Source organism: Mycobacterium botniense (assembly GCF_010723305.1).
Taxonomy (GTDB): domain Bacteria; phylum Actinomycetota; class Actinomycetes; order Mycobacteriales; family Mycobacteriaceae; genus Mycobacterium; species Mycobacterium botniense.
Genome location: NZ_BLKW01000004.1, coordinates 928,978 through 942,580 on the forward strand (window position 1 = coordinate 928,978; position 13,603 = coordinate 942,580).

The 13,603-nt window shown below is 66.3% G+C and carries 13 protein-coding genes; 9 read left to right on the forward strand and 4 right to left on the reverse strand.

Features of this window, described 5'->3' with window-relative positions; genetic code table 11:
* Entirely contained in the window at window positions 1-813 is an 813-nt protein-coding gene (locus G6N08_RS14350; RefSeq protein WP_170301284.1) for a hypothetical protein, read from the forward strand.
* 55 nt (window positions 814-868) lie between these two features.
* Window positions 869-2,044 (forward strand): glycosyltransferase family 4 protein, encoded by a 1,176-nt coding sequence (locus tag G6N08_RS14355; protein ID WP_163758340.1) that lies wholly within the window; start codon window positions 869-871, stop codon window positions 2,042-2,044.
* A 527-nt stretch (window positions 2,045-2,571) separates the two neighbouring features.
* Here the strand turns inward: G6N08_RS14355 and G6N08_RS14360 are convergent.
* From G6N08_RS14360 to G6N08_RS14370, 3 genes are all read right to left on the reverse strand, one after another.
* On the reverse strand, window positions 2,572-3,783 hold the full coding sequence (locus tag G6N08_RS14360; RefSeq protein ID WP_163758342.1) for a PPE family protein: 1,212 nt from the start codon (window positions 3,781-3,783) through the stop codon (window positions 2,572-2,574).
* Between the two features lie 61 nt (window positions 3,784-3,844).
* Window positions 3,845-4,732 (reverse strand): PE family protein, encoded by an 888-nt coding sequence (locus tag G6N08_RS14365; protein ID WP_163758345.1) that lies wholly within the window; start codon window positions 4,730-4,732, stop codon window positions 3,845-3,847.
* A 591-nt stretch (window positions 4,733-5,323) separates the two neighbouring features.
* Window positions 5,324-7,126 (reverse strand): AMP-dependent synthetase/ligase, encoded by a 1,803-nt coding sequence (locus tag G6N08_RS14370; protein ID WP_163758347.1) that lies wholly within the window; start codon window positions 7,124-7,126, stop codon window positions 5,324-5,326.
* Window positions 7,127-7,300: 174 nt separating this feature from the next.
* Between G6N08_RS14370 and G6N08_RS14375 the strand changes: the two genes are divergently transcribed.
* From G6N08_RS14375 to G6N08_RS14395, 5 genes are all read left to right on the forward strand, one after another.
* A complete protein-coding gene (locus tag G6N08_RS14375; RefSeq protein ID WP_163758349.1) occupies window positions 7,301-7,690 on the forward strand; it encodes a polyketide cyclase / dehydrase and lipid transport in 390 nt (129 codons plus the stop codon).
* A 56-nt stretch (window positions 7,691-7,746) separates the two neighbouring features.
* A complete protein-coding gene (locus G6N08_RS14380; RefSeq protein WP_163758351.1) occupies window positions 7,747-8,184 on the forward strand; it encodes an SRPBCC family protein in 438 nt (145 codons plus the stop codon).
* Window positions 8,177-9,439: an ArsA family ATPase gene (locus G6N08_RS14385; RefSeq protein ID WP_163760648.1), complete on the forward strand. Its 1,263-nt coding sequence runs from the start codon at window positions 8,177-8,179 to the stop codon at window positions 9,437-9,439. The genes G6N08_RS14380 and G6N08_RS14385 overlap by 8 nt, the downstream gene beginning before the upstream one ends.
* Entirely contained in the window at window positions 9,436-9,819 is a 384-nt protein-coding gene (locus G6N08_RS14390; RefSeq protein WP_163758353.1) for a hypothetical protein, read from the forward strand. The genes G6N08_RS14385 and G6N08_RS14390 overlap by 4 nt, the downstream gene beginning before the upstream one ends.
* A 123-nt stretch (window positions 9,820-9,942) precedes the next feature.
* On the forward strand, window positions 9,943-10,674 hold the full coding sequence (locus G6N08_RS14395; protein WP_163758355.1) for a lysophospholipid acyltransferase family protein: 732 nt from the start codon (window positions 9,943-9,945) through the stop codon (window positions 10,672-10,674).
* An 82-nt stretch (window positions 10,675-10,756) separates the two neighbouring features.
* On the opposite strand, the gene G6N08_RS14400 is transcribed toward G6N08_RS14395, so the two are convergent.
* Window positions 10,757-12,055, reverse strand: a complete 1,299-nt coding sequence (locus tag G6N08_RS14400) for a glycosyltransferase 87 family protein (protein WP_163758357.1) — start codon at window positions 12,053-12,055, stop codon at window positions 10,757-10,759.
* On the opposite strand from G6N08_RS14400, the gene G6N08_RS14405 reads away from it, so the two are divergent.
* Together G6N08_RS14405 and G6N08_RS14410 are read left to right on the forward strand one after the other, a co-directional pair.
* A complete protein-coding gene (locus G6N08_RS14405) occupies window positions 12,054-13,031 on the forward strand; it encodes a hypothetical protein (protein WP_371869031.1) in 978 nt (325 codons plus the stop codon). The two genes, G6N08_RS14400 and G6N08_RS14405, sit on opposite strands and share 2 nt — an antisense overlap.
* A gap of 26 nt (window positions 13,032-13,057) precedes the next feature.
* A complete protein-coding gene (locus G6N08_RS14410) occupies window positions 13,058-13,573 on the forward strand; it encodes a polyadenylate-specific 3'-exoribonuclease AS (RefSeq protein WP_163758359.1) in 516 nt (171 codons plus the stop codon).
* Window positions 13,574-13,603: the final 30 nt, after the last annotated feature.

Below are 13,603 nucleotides of genomic sequence, written 5' to 3' on the forward strand. Positions count from 1 at the left end.
GTGGCGGCGTGCGTGCTCGTTGGTGTGCTCGTGGCCGGCTCGGTCGCGCTGACCAGTCCGACGCTCGCCCATAGACCGTTCACCACCGGCGCCACACCCCGCGCAGCACCCCTCGTGGTCCGCGTGGGCGGCAGAGTGGTGACCTTCGCCGGGGCGGGCTCGGACGGTCTGCGCACCCGCATCGCGGCCGATCTCGGCGCGGCGGTTCATGACGTCGAGGCCTTCTGGGGAGTCGATTGGCCGCACCGGATCACGGTGATAACCACCGACTCGGATCAGCAGTTCCGCGCCCAGGCGGGCGGCGGCAGCCGGACGCAGTGGGCCGACATCGCCGCGGTGGCGGTCGCCGACCGGGTGGATCCGGAACAACGGTCAGCGTCGGGTCAACGCATCGTATTCGCGCCCGGCGCGGTCGGGATGAGTGACGCAGCCTTGCGAATAGTTTTGACGCACGAGCTTTTTCACTATGCGGCACGGGCAGACACCGCGGCAGATGCACCCCGGTGGCTCACCGAAGGCGTCGCCGATTTCGTCGCGCGGCCCGCGACCGCGGTACCCGACGCGGTGCCGTTGCCTGAGGCGTTGCCGTCAGACCCCGACCTGGATGTCCCGGGGCCCCAGCGGGTGCTCGGCTACGACCGTGCCTGGTGGTTCGCCCGTTTTATCGCCGATAGGTATGGAGCCGGGACATTGCGGGCACTGTATGTAGCGGCATGCGGACCAGGCCACAGCGACCTGCCCGCCGCCGTCGAGCACGTCCTGGGGACCGACACCGCCGGGTTAATCGCCGGCTGGCGGCAGTGGCTGAGTTGACGACGCGAACACGCTTGGTTCCCCGCGTGCCACACCGCCGGGCTAGCCTGACGACGTGAGCCGGGTGCTGCTGGTGACCAACGACTTCCCGCCTCGCCCCGGCGGCATTCAGTCTTATCTGGCAGAGTTCGTGAGCCGGATGGTCAGTGCTCAGTCGCATGCGGTGACCGTGTATGCGCCGCAGTGGAAGGGTGCCGACACCTTCGACCGTTCGGCGGCGACGGCCGGCTATCAGGTGGTGCGCCATCCGGGCACACTGATGATGCCGGGCCCGGCTGTTGACACGCGGATGCGCCGGCTCATCGCCAAGTACGAGATCGACACCATCTGGTTCGGAGCCGCGGCGCCATTGGCCCTGCTGGCCCACCGGGCGCGCCAGCAGGGAGTTACCCGGGTCCTGGCCAGCACACACGGTCATGAAGTCGGCTGGTCGATGCTTCCGGTCGCCCGGTCGGTACTGCGCCGCATCGGCGAGAGCTGCGACGTCGTCACCTTCGTCAGCCGGTACACGCGATCGCGGTTCGCATCGGCCTTCGGGCCCCGCACGGCCCTGGAGTATCTGCCCCCGGGAGTGGACACCGACCGGTTCCGGCCCGACCCCGCGGCCCGTGCCCAAATGCGGGCCCGGTATCGGCTGGGTCAACGGCCCACCGTGGTCTGCGTGTCGCGGCTGGTGCCGCGTAAAGGCCAGGACACGCTCATCCGCGCGTTGCCGCTGATCCGCCGGCGGGTTGACGGCGCCGCACTGGTGATCACCGGGGGCGGCCCGTACCTTGCGGGGTTGCGCCGCCTGGCCCAGCGGGTTGGGGTGGCCGAGCATGTGACCTTCACCGGTGGCATACCGGGCGCTGAGCTCCCGGCCCATTACGCGATGGCTGATGTGTTCGCGATGCCGTGCCGCACCCGCGGCGCCGGGCTGGACGTGGAAGGACTGGGAATCGTCTTCCTGGAAGCCTCAGCCACCGGGATCCCGGTAGTGGCTGGCTGCTCGGGTGGAGCGCCGGAAACCGTGTGGCACAACAAAACTGGTCTGGTTGTCGACGGCCGCTCGGTCGATCAGGTCGCTGGTGCGGTCAGTGAGTTGCTGGTGGATCGTGCGCGGGGAGAGGCCATGGGCGCGGCCGGGCGGCGCTGGGTGACGGCTCACTGGCGCTGGGACACGCTGGCCGCGCGCCTGGCCAACCTGCTCGACGGTCGAGCAGTCACTAACGGGCCAGCCGGGCTCCCGTAGGTTCGGTCGACATCCCTGCACCCGCAGTTCGGTGTCGCGGGCATTTGGCCGGATGTAAATATCCCGTTAAGATTCGACTGTTCGCTTGCGAACTCATCGAAGTCCGGGGTTGGTCCGGCCCCGCGAGGAGCCAAGAAGGGGTCGTTGTGTCACGCGGGCGACCAAGGAAATTGTGGGTCGCAGGCGCTGCACTGCTGCTGAGCGGGATCGTGCCCGCAGTCGCGGCGAGCCAAACAATCCCGAGCGCAGACGCGGTCGCCGTTCCGGAGCTCAGCGGCTACCCTGCCGGCTGTGTTGTCGGCCTCAACTGTGGCCCCATCCACCACCGTGTTCGCCCGTCCCCGACTGCCCCCGGCGGTCAGGCTGTCGTCGACCAAGACCGGAGTCGGCAAAACGCCCACGCAGACCCGAACGGCCCTATGTCCGGACACCGTCCGGCCGACGTGTCGCCGCGTTCACAGCCGTGACGGCTTGCCGACGACTTTGTCTCTGTAGTCTCGCTATCGACTCCGTTATTCCTTTTTCGGTTAGACGAGAACCTGTTTGGGCATCACCGTGGGCTTGAAACCATAGCGGGGGGCGCCGAAACCGAATCCGCCGCGTCCGCCTGCGGCGGCGGCCGGCATCCCGGCCGGCACCGCCGCGCACGATGTGGCCTGATCTGCAGAGGCGGTCCAGCCCGACCCGCCCAACGTCGCAGCCCCAGTACCTGCCGGGGTGGCCGCCGACCAACCGGCCGGCACCGACAACCCGCCGACCGATGACGCCGAACCCAGGCCCGCCAGCACCGGTATCCCGCCCGGCCCGGCCACGCCCGCTGCACCGGCAGACGCCACCGAGCCGGCCAGAACCGGTCCCGGGTCTGCTGCCAATCCTGCCGGAGCCGTGACGTCGGCCACAGCGGCCGCCGGGGTCATGTCGCCTACGGTGTGCCCCAGTGCCACCGCGGTGGGGATGGTGTTCGCGACAAACCAGGCCGCGGTGTTCACCGACCCGTTGACGGTGTCTGACACAAACGGGATGCCGAGGAAGCTGTTGACCGACTGCAGACTTTCGGCGAGCCCCGCGGCTTTGCCGGCGCTCGACAGCGGGGAGGCGAGGCTCGCCACGGCGGTGCGCAGGCCCGAGATCAATTGTGACAGCTCGGTTTGGGCACCGCTGGTTCCGGCGGCGCCGACCGCGGCGGCTTGGGCCGCGATTCCGCACGGATTGACGGTCTGTGCAGGAGCGGTCAACGGCTGGAGCTTGCCGGCCAGCTGCGCGGACGCAGCATAGCCGTACATGGCGGCAGCGTCCCGGGCCCACATTTCGGTGTAGTGGGCCTCGGTGGCCATGATCGCCGGAGTGTTGTGCCCCAGCAAGTTCGTCGCGACCAGGACGGCCAGTTGTGCGCGATTAGCCGCGACCACTTCGGGTGGCACGGTCATGGCGAAGGCTGCCTCGTAGGCGGCCGCGGAGGCCAGGGCCTGGTTGGCCGCGTGCTCGGCAGCCGCGGCGGTGGTGTCCATCCAGCGCAAGTAGGGTGTGACTGCCGCGGCCATCGCCTGCGACGCCGGTCCGCGCCACTCGTCACCAGCCAGCGTCGCAATCACCGAGTGGTAGGACAACGTTGCCGAACTTAACTCGGCGGCCAGACTGTTCCAGGTCCTTGCGGCCGCCATCATCGGTCCGGCCCCGGCACCGGTGTACATCAGGGCGGAGTTCACCTCGGGGGGCAATGCTCCGAAGTCGACAACCATTGGTGTGGCTCCTGCGTCGTGTCAGCTGGTGGTGAACCGGCTCCGAGACTTGCCGATGTTGCTAGACGACCGCCGGTTTGGGCATGACGATGGGCTTGACGCCGTAGCGGGGCGCACCGAAGCTGCCGGCTTTGCCCGCCGCGGCTGCGGTCGGTATCCCGGCCGGGATTGCTGGCGTCGCCGCGGGCGCCGGGGCAGTGGTGGTCCAGTTCGCCAGCGTCATCGAAGCGCCGGTGCCCCCCGCCGGGTCCACGTCTGTAGCCCAGTCGGTAGCCCAGCTCGGTGGCACCGACAACCCGCCTACCACACAGCCCTGACCCACGCGTGCCAGCACCGGCGCCGCACCCAAGCCCGCGGAGCCCGCCGGGGTCATCGAGCCGGTCAGCAACGCCGCGTCCAGACCCGCAGGCCCGCTCACCTGTGCGATGGCCTCCTCCGGTGCATCGATAAGACCGCCACCGGCAAGGCCGATCACGTCCGACATGGCCGAGGCCCAGTTTCCGGCCCCGACGTTGAGCATGCTCGCCGGGTTGCCCGACAGGCCCGCAATCCCGGTGTTTCCAAGAACCCCTGCGAGACTCGACGAACTCGATGACGATCCGGCGCCGCCGAACAGCGCGCCAAGAAGCCCAGAGATGCCCGATCCGGATGTATTGACGGTGGCCATGTTGGCAATCTCGGTGGTGCCATACGAACCCGCGCTGGCGGCCAAGGTGTTCACAAATGCCTGGTGAATCGCCGTCGCCTGGGCGCTGATGTGCTGGTAGAGCTGGCCGTAGACGGAAAACAGCCCGGCCTGCCGTACCGATACCTGGTCGGCGGCTGCGGGAAGCACATTGGTAGTCGAGGCGGCCGCGGCCGCGTTCTGAGCTGTCACTGCCGAGCCGATCCCTGCCAATTTGTCGGCGGCTGCGACAATCTCTTCAGAGAGTACGGTCACAAATGACATCAGTCACCCTCGCTTCCAAAGTGTGTCAGCATTATTCCTATGAGCTTTACCAATTCGATTCCACACATTTGTTTCGGCGGTCGCGTATATACCAGCACTGGATATCTTCAACGGGTTAAGTCGACCCGCGCCAGTCGGTAATCGCGCCATGACGACGGCACCGGGAAAATTAAGGCTGCAGCTTTTTAAGCCGCCGCCGACGACATGACGAGAAGACGTCCCCCATTAACGACAAGTCATGTCCCGGGGTGCGGGACCACGTCCGTCGCCAGGCCGACCCAGGTTAACCGTATTTGTCAGCGCGCGTGGGTATTTCGGTCCGATCGACCCATGCCGTGACGGCGCCTCGTGGACGTCGGTCCACGCTCCGTCCAGGCGTGGCCGGTTACCATTCGCATACCGTCATCTTGAGGCACAGAGACGCCGATGCAAAGCTCTTTAACGAATTCCTGACTTCGGCCGGGACCGTCTTAACATACTCTTGATGCGTACCCGATCACCTCGCGGTTACGGCAGTCAATTACGGTGGCCGAATAAAGCGGCTCGCCCAGGTGATAGGTAATGCCGCTGACCAGCTTCGGCCGAACCTCGCTAGGCCTTGCTGTAGATTGCCTCGATTTCGGAGGCAAATTTTTCGGCCACCACCTTGCGTTTGACCTTCATCGTCGGGGTCAGTTCGCCGCTGGCCTCGGTGAAGTCGACCGGCAGGATCCGGAATTTACGGATCGACTCGGCGTGCGAGACCGCCAGATTCGCCTGCTTGACTGCCGCATCCACCTCGGCGACCAGATCGGGGTCGCTGACTAGATCGCCGACCGGCGTGTCGGCCGCCTTGCCGTTGCGCTGCTTCCAGCCCTCGAGTGCCTCGGGATCGATGGTGATCAAAGCCCCGACGAACGGTCTGGCATCGCCGACGACCATCGCCTGGCTGATCAGCGGGTGCGCCCGCAGCTGGTCCTCCAATACCGCGGGAGCGACGTTCTTACCGTTGGCCGTGACGATGATCTCCTTTTTGCGGCCGGTGATGGTCAAAAAGCCGTCGTCGTCTACCGCGCCCAGGTCACCGGTCTTAAACCAGCCATCGGTAAAGGCTTCGGCGGTGGCCTGCTCGTTATGCCAATAGCCGCTGAACACCACACCGCCACGGACCAGCAGCTCACCGTCATCGGCGATGCGGATACTGTTGCCGGGCAACGGTTTTCCGACGGTACCGATTTTCAGATCGTTGATCCGATTGACAGTGATCGCCGCACTGGTCTCGGTCAGCCCGTAGCCCTCGTACACGCTCAGTCCCACACCGCGGTAAAAGTGGCCCAGCCGTGCGCCCAACGGTGCGCCGCCCGAGACGGAGGCCCGGCAGTCACCGCCCAGCGCCGCGCGCAGCTTGTGATACACCAGCCGGTCGAACAGGGCGTGTTTGAGGCGCAGCAGCAGCCCGGGTCCCCCGCGGTCGCAGGCCTGACTCCAGTCCATCGCGGTCTGCGCGGCCATGGCGAAGATGCGGCCCTTGCCCTGGTCGGCGGCGTTCTGCGCGGCAGTGTTGTAGACCTTCTCGAACACCCGTGGGACCGAAACCACGATCGTCGGCTTGAACACCGCGAACATCGGCACCAGATTCTTGATGTCACTGGTGAATCCGACGGTGACCTTGTAGTGAAAGGCGGCCAGCGTGAGTGCGCGGGCCAGCACATGCGCCAGGGGCAAAAAGACCAGCAGCCGCTCACCTTCGCGCAGCAGCGTCGGAAGCACTTGCTTGGCTCCCTTGGCTTCGTACACCAGGTTGGAGTGGGTGAGCTGGCAGCCTTTGGGGCGCCCGGTGGTGCCCGAGGTGTAAATGAGTGTGGCCGGGTCGGCTGACCGCAGCGCCTCCACCCGTGCGGTCAGCTCGGCCGGCTCGACCGAGGCGCCGTGCCCGGCGAGCTGGTCGAGCGCGTTCGGGCCGGAACCATCGATCACCAACACGTGCCGCAGCGCGGGCAGCTCAGCGGTGAGCTCGGCGACCAGCATCGCATGCGCGTCGGTTTCGGCGAAGAGCAGCACTGCCTCCGAGTCGTGCATCACCCAGCGCACCTGCTCGGCCGACGACGTCTCGTAGATCGGGACGGTGACCGCCCCGACGGACAGGATCGCGAAGTCGAGGATCGCCCACTCGTACCGGGTGGCCGAAAAGATCGCCACCCGGTCGCCGGGCCGCACCCCGAGCGCGATCAAACCCAATGCGGCTGAGCGAATCTGGGCGGCCGCCGCGGAGCAGGTGACATCGGTCCAGACGCCGTCGACCAGGCGCTGGAAAATCACGTAGTGCGGGTCGTCGCGCTCATGTCCGAAGACCGATGCGACGAGATTGTCGTGCTCGCCGACGGTAAACGGGGCGGGGACACTGAATTCACGCACTGTTTTGACCTCGCTTGACGGGACGTTTCCGGGGTGTCGGCTCGCTGTGCCCCAGCCTAGTCCGGCGACGATGCGGACCCGACAGCTGCGGTGAAACCGCACGAGCCGCAGGGGTGCGGCCACGATGCCGGTGTCCGGGGTGAGTTGCGCTGAGCGGTATGTGAAGCTGGGGCCGTGCACAGTATTCACATCGCCGACGAGACGTTTATCGCGGCGGACGGCGCGCGGGTCAGTGCGGTGATCGCCGATCGTGTCAGCTGGCGACGGTGGTGGCCTGATCTGCGGTTGCGGGTCGTCGAAGACCGTGGCGAGAAAGGTATCAGGTGGGCGGTGACCGGGGCGCTGCACGGCACCATGGAAATCTGGCTGGAGCCGTCACTGGATGGGGTGTTGCTGCACTATTTCCTCCACGCCGAGCCGTCGGGCGTGGCGGCCTGGCAGCTGGCCCGGATGAATTTCGCCAGAATGACCCACCGTCGTCGGGTTGCCGGCAAGAAAATGGCCTTCGAGGTCAAAGAGACGCTGGAACGGTCGCGCCCGGTGGGGGTCTCTCCGGTGGCTTAACCCCGCCGACGTCAGCACGGTACCGTTCTTGCGGGAGCCTGAAGGGAAGCAACCACGTGGCGGAGAAGACGGCGCAGACGATCTACATCGACGCGGATCCACGCACAGTCATGAACGTGATCGCCGACATCGGTTCCTACCCCGAGTGGGTCTCAGAGTATAAGGAGACCGAAGTCCTTGAGGCCGACGACGAGGGATATCCGAAGGTAGCCCGGATGGTGCTGGACACCAGCGTCATCAAAGACACTATGGTGCTGTCCTACGATTGGCCGGCAGACCGCAGCTCTGTGCGCTGGTCACTGGTTTCCAGTTCGTTGTTAAAATCGCTTGATGGTGCATATCGCTTGGCGCCCAAAGGCTCTGGAACAAATGTCACTTATGAGCTTACCGTCGACTTGGCTATCCCGATGATCGGGTTGCTGAAGCGCAAGGCGGAGCGCAGGTTGATCGACACCGCGTTGAAGGATCTGAAGAAACGAGTCGAGGCTGAGTGAATCCGCAGCGCCCACTCCTGCCCGCATCAGCCTTTTTGTCGGCAAGGGTGGGGTAGGGAAGTCCACTCTGGCGTGTGCTGCAGCGGTGCGTGACGCACGCGCCGGTCAGCGCGTGCTGGTGGTGTCCACCGATCAGGCGCATTCACTGGGTGACGTGCTGGGGGTCGCCGTACCGCCGACGGGTCACCGTGACCCCGTTCGGGTGCTTGCCGACGACGCTGATGCCGGCGGCGGGTTTCTCGACGCGCTGGCGCTGGACACCTTGGCACTGCTGGAAGCTCGGTGGTGTGAGGCTGTCGGCACTTTCCGCCGGCGGTTTCCCGAGTCGGAGCTCGATACCATTGCGCCCGAAGAACTCTCCGCTTTGCCCGGAGTCCAGGAACTACTGGGCCTGCATGAGGTCGGCGAGCTGGCGGCAGCCGGGCGCTGGGACCGCATCGTGGTCGACTGTGCGTCCACCGCCGATGCGTTGCGGATGCTGACGCTGCCGGCCACCGTCGGGCTCTATGTCGAACGCGCCTGGCCCCGGCATCGACGGCTGGCCGTGGCCGCTGACGATGCCCGCTTGACTGCGGTGGCGGAGCTGGCCGAGCGGATCGCCGCCGGTGTGGAGAAGCTCGGCGCGCTGCTGACCGATGACACGCTGGTGAGTGCTCACCTGGTGCTCACCGCTGAACGCGTCGTGGCGGCTGAGGCGATTCGAACGCTGAACTCGTTGGCGCTGATGGGTGTGCGCGTTACCGAGCTAATCGTCAACCAGATTCTGGTGCAAGACGATTCGTACGAATACCACAATCTGCCCGATCATCCGGCGTTCGAATGGTACGCCGGGCGCATCCGCGAGCAGCGCGTCGTGCTCGACGAACTCGACGCCACGATCGGTGACGTGGCCCTGGTGCTGACCCCGCACCTGGTCGGCGAGCCGATCGGCCCGAAAGCATTGGGCCAACTGCTGGAAAGCGCACATCGCCGTGCCGGCTCGGCCCCGCCGGGACCGTTGCGCCCGGTCGTCGACCGGGAATCAGGAACGGGACTGGGATCGGTGTATCGGTTGCGGTTAGAGTTGCCACAACTCGATCCCGGCGAATTGACCTTGGGCCGGGTCGGTGACGACCTCATCATCGGTGTCGGTGGGATGCGCCGCCGAGTCCGGTTGGCATCGGTGCTGCGCCGCTGCACGGTGCTGGACGCGCATCTTCGAGGAAACGAGCTGACCGTGCGATTTCGACCAGATCCGGAGGTGTGGCCATTGTGACCGGCGCTCACCCCACCGTTGGCCCCGAGCTCCGGAAGCTTGCGCAGGCCATCCTGGACGGGATTGACCCGGCGGTACGCGCGGCGGCGCTGCGGGCCTCAGCCGGCGGTGCCGCCACCGGAAAATGCCAGCAGGTGTGGTGCCCGCTTTGTGCGCTGGCCGCGTTGGTGACAGGTGACCAGCATCCTTTGTTGACCGTCATCGCCGAGCACAGCGTCGCGCTGCTGGAGGTCGTTCGCGATCTCGTCGCCGATATTGAACGGGCGTCGACACCCCCTCCCGGGCATCCGCCTGGCGGCGGGGCCGATGCCGGGAGCGCCGTCGACGAGGCCGCCACGAAAAGTAGGTACCAGCCCATCCCGGTCACCGTCGAGGAGTAGCCGGCCCGGCGACGCCCGGCGGACGTGTCACGCGATTGGGGCCGCTTGCCAGGTGGTCGCAGCCACACCTGGCCGGTACAGTTGGCGCAGAACATCATCCAGCGCGGGTACGAGGGAGGGTCCATGTGGTACTGGTTGTTCAAGTACATCTTCATGGGCCCGATCCTGGCCTTACTGGGTCGCCCGAGAGTCGAAGGGCTGGAACACGTCCCGCGCTCGGGGCCAGCTATTCTGGCCAGTAACCACTTGGCGGTGGCGGACAGTTTTTATCTACCGCTGGTGGTCCCGCGCCGGATCACATTCCTCGCCAAGCGGGAGTACTTCACCGGTACCGGCGTGAAGGGCTGGTTTATTCGCTGGTTCTACAGCACCACCGGGCAGGTGCCGATCGACCGTTCCGATGCCGACGCCGCGCAGGCGGCGTTGCAGACCGCAGAGCGGCTGCTCAAACAGGGCAAGTTGCTGGGCATGTATCCCGAGGGCACCCGCTCGCCCGACGGCCGGCTGTACAAAGGCAAGACCGGGCTGGCCCGGCTGGCACTGCACACCGGGGTTCCGGTGATACCGGTGGCGATGATCGGCACCGAGAAAGTCAACCCGCCGGGCAGCAAGATGTGGCGGTTCGGGCGGGTGACCGTCCGGTTCGGCAGACCGATGGACTTCTCCCGGTTCGAAGGGCTGGCCGGTAATCGATTCATCGAGCGGGCGGTCACCGACGAGGTGATCTATGAGCTGATGCGGTTATCCGGTCAGGAATATGTCGACATCTACGCCGCCAGCATCAAAAACGGTGGCAGCGGCGGCGAGGAGTCGGCCAGCGACGCCGATCGGATTCCCCAACCCGCAGTCGGCTGACAGCCCGGGGCGGCCCACCGCCGGCCGCGGCACCACGGCGTTCGGTAGCGGGATTCCCGGACAGCCGTGCGGCGCGCTCGGCTCAGCCGACGGCCGTCATCGACGCCGGACCGCGCACCGCCGCGACCGGGCGCGCTGGACGAGCTGCCACGGTGACTCCCGCCGCAACGATGACCGCCAGCGCCCACCACACGTAGGAAGATCCCGCAAGTTGACGCCACCAGGGCGCAGTCGCCTCATGGTGTTTGGGCAGCAGGTTGATCGGCGTCCACACCATCAGCGCGACTCCCGCAGCGCTCACCGCGGCCAGCACCGCATTGCGTCGCCGCCACGCCAACGCCGTGGTCACCATCACGGCGGGCAGCATCCACACCCAGTGGTGTGACCACGACACCGGAGAAACCACCAACCCGAACAGGGCAACGCAGATCACTGCCAGGAACGGTTCGCCGGCGCGCAGCACCCGCCGCGTCGCCCATGCGGTCAGTGCCAGAACCAGCAGGCACCCGGCCAGCCACAACAGCAATCGGTCACGCTCATCGAGCCCCAGCCGCGCCAAGGCGCCGGCCACATTCTGATTGGTGTTCAACGTCGCCGCGCCGATCCGGTCGGTTTTACGCACGGTGTCGGTCCAGTACTCCCATGAATCGCGCCAGGCCAGCACGAAACCCAACAGAGTCGCCGCCGCGAAGGACGCGACCACCGTCATCACCGTGCGGGTATCGCGGCGCAGCAGGAAGTAGAGCAGAAACACCGCCGGTGTCAGCTTCAGGGCGATCCCCAGACCAAGCAGCACACCACGCGGCCAGTAGGTACGGCGGGGCACGCAGTCAGCGATCACCAGGGTCATCAGCAACACGTTGATTTGGCCGAACGCGAAGTTTGATTTGATCGGCTCCAGCCAGATCGCCGCGGGCGCCACGACCGCCACGGCCACCCAGCATCGGCGTAACCACGCAGGCCCGGGCGCCAGCTGCGAGCGGCTCCACACCTCCAGGCGGGTCAAAACGATCACCGTCGAGGTGATCAGCAGCACCAACGTGGTAAGCGTGATCGCCACGCTGGCGGCAGGCATCCGCAGCCACGCAAACGGGCAGAATGCGACAGCGGCCAGCGGAGGATAGGTGAACGGCAGATCCAATCCGATCGGGGTATGAAACAGCACACCGCCGGTGTAGAGCGGACGGCCGTCCAACCAGGCCTGACTGCCCATGCGGTAGATATCGACATCGATGCGATAAGGAGTGTGCCCAAGCAACGCCCAGGCGGTGTAGCCCAGCGCCGCGAGGCCCAGCAGCCAGAGCACGCACCACAGCAACATCTGCCCAATGGCGATCCGCCCGTGTTGTGTGCCCACGTCGGGCGATTGCCATTCACTCATGTCGCAGGACAGCCTATCGGTGCTCCCGTGTTCGCCGATCGCGATAGCAGAACCCGGTCTGCGCGAAAGTGGGCGTACGTTTTTAACCGTGCTCAGCTGGTTACAGCATGACATCATCGACCGCGGGCGGTTGCCGTTGCTGTGCTGTCTGGTCGCGTTCATCCTGACCTTCTTCGTGACCAGAAGCTTCGTGCGCTTCATCCGGCGCCGTGCGGAACAGGGCCTGCCGCCCAAGTGGTGGCAGCCGCGCAATATCCACATCGGGTCGGTGCACATTCACCACGTGGTGATCGGGGTGGTGCTGGTGATGGTCTCCGGTGTGACACTGGTCGCCCTGTCCGTCGACGGAAAAGAACCCGAATTCACTGTAGCCGCAACGGTTTTTGGCATCGGAGCAGCGCTGGTTCTCGATGAATACGCGTTGATCTTGCATTTGTCCGACGTGTACTGGGAAGAGGACGGCCGCACCTCGGTGGATGCGGTTTTTGCCGCTACCGCCGTCGGCGGACTGCTCGTGCTGGGTTTGCATCCGCTGATGTTTTTCATTTCCCTATGGCATGACACCACCCACTCGCCGCTGCTGCGGGTCGCGGTGATCTGCGGATTGGTGCTGACGCCACCGCTGGCGGTGGTGGTGTTGCTCAAGGGCAAGGTGTGGACCGGGCTGGTCGGCATGTTCTTCGTTGTGCTGCTGGTCATCGGCGCGATCCGGTTGTCCCGCCCCCATGCCCCGTGGGCGCGCTGGCGCTACACCAAACAGCCGGACAAGATGCGGCGCGCCTTACAGCGGGAACGTACGTTACGCCGACCGATCGTGCGCGCCAAACTGTGGTTGCAATGCGCGGTCGCCGGCACCCCCCGTCTCCCCGACGAGCGCACGGTCGACGCCGAGCTGGATCGGGAAGTGCATGCCGCCCCGGCGCCGGAGGCACCTCAGCGCGCGCTGGCGGCCGGCCGCGCTGCTCTGAGCCGATGACCGCCTCACCCGGTTAGGCTGCCGGCGTGCGGTACTTCTATGACACCGAATTCATCGAGGACGGCCGCACCATCGAGCTGATCTCGATCGGGGTTGTCGCCGAGGACGGCCGTGAGTATTACGCGGTGTCCACCGAGTTCGATCCCGAGCGGGCGAGTCCCTGGGTCCGCACCCATGTGCTGCCCAAGCTGCCGCCGCCGTCCTCGCAGCTGTGGCGCTCGCGCAGCCAGATCCGCGCCGATCTCGAGCAGTTCTTCGGTGTCGGCGGCGCCGACCCGATCGAGCTTTGGGCCTGGGTGGGAGCCTACGACCATGTTGCCTTATGCCAACTGTGGGGACCGATGAGCGACCTGCCGGCGGCCATGCCCCGGTTCACGCGGGAATTGCGTCAGCTATGGGAGGACCGTGGATGCCCGCGGATGCCGCCGCGCTCGCGTGATGTGCACGACGCGCTGGTGGATGCCCGCGATCAGCTACGCCGCTTCCGTCTCATCATCGCTGACGCCCGGGCGGGGACGGTTCCCGCCGACCACGCCCGATGACCCGCAGGCCCACCCGCACCGCGTGCGCTG

Excerpts from the sequence above, each read along its gene's own strand:
- G6N08_RS14360 (WP_163758342.1), bottom strand. The coding sequence starts at position 3,783 with ATGGTTGTCGACTTCGGAGCATTGCCCCCCGAGGTGAACTCCGCCCTG.
- G6N08_RS14365 (WP_163758345.1), bottom strand. The coding sequence starts at position 4,732 with ATGTCATTTGTGACCGTACTCTCTGAAGAGATTGTCGCAGCCGCCGAC.
- G6N08_RS14395 (WP_163758355.1), top strand. The coding sequence starts at position 9,943 with ATGTGGTACTGGTTGTTCAAGTACATCTTCATGGGCCCGATCCTGGCC.
- G6N08_RS14405 (WP_371869031.1), top strand. The coding sequence starts at position 12,054 with ATGTCGCAGGACAGCCTATCGGTGCTCCCGTGTTCGCCGATCGCGATA.
- G6N08_RS14400 (WP_163758357.1), bottom strand. The coding sequence starts at position 12,055 with ATGAGTGAATGGCAATCGCCCGACGTGGGCACACAACACGGGCGGATC.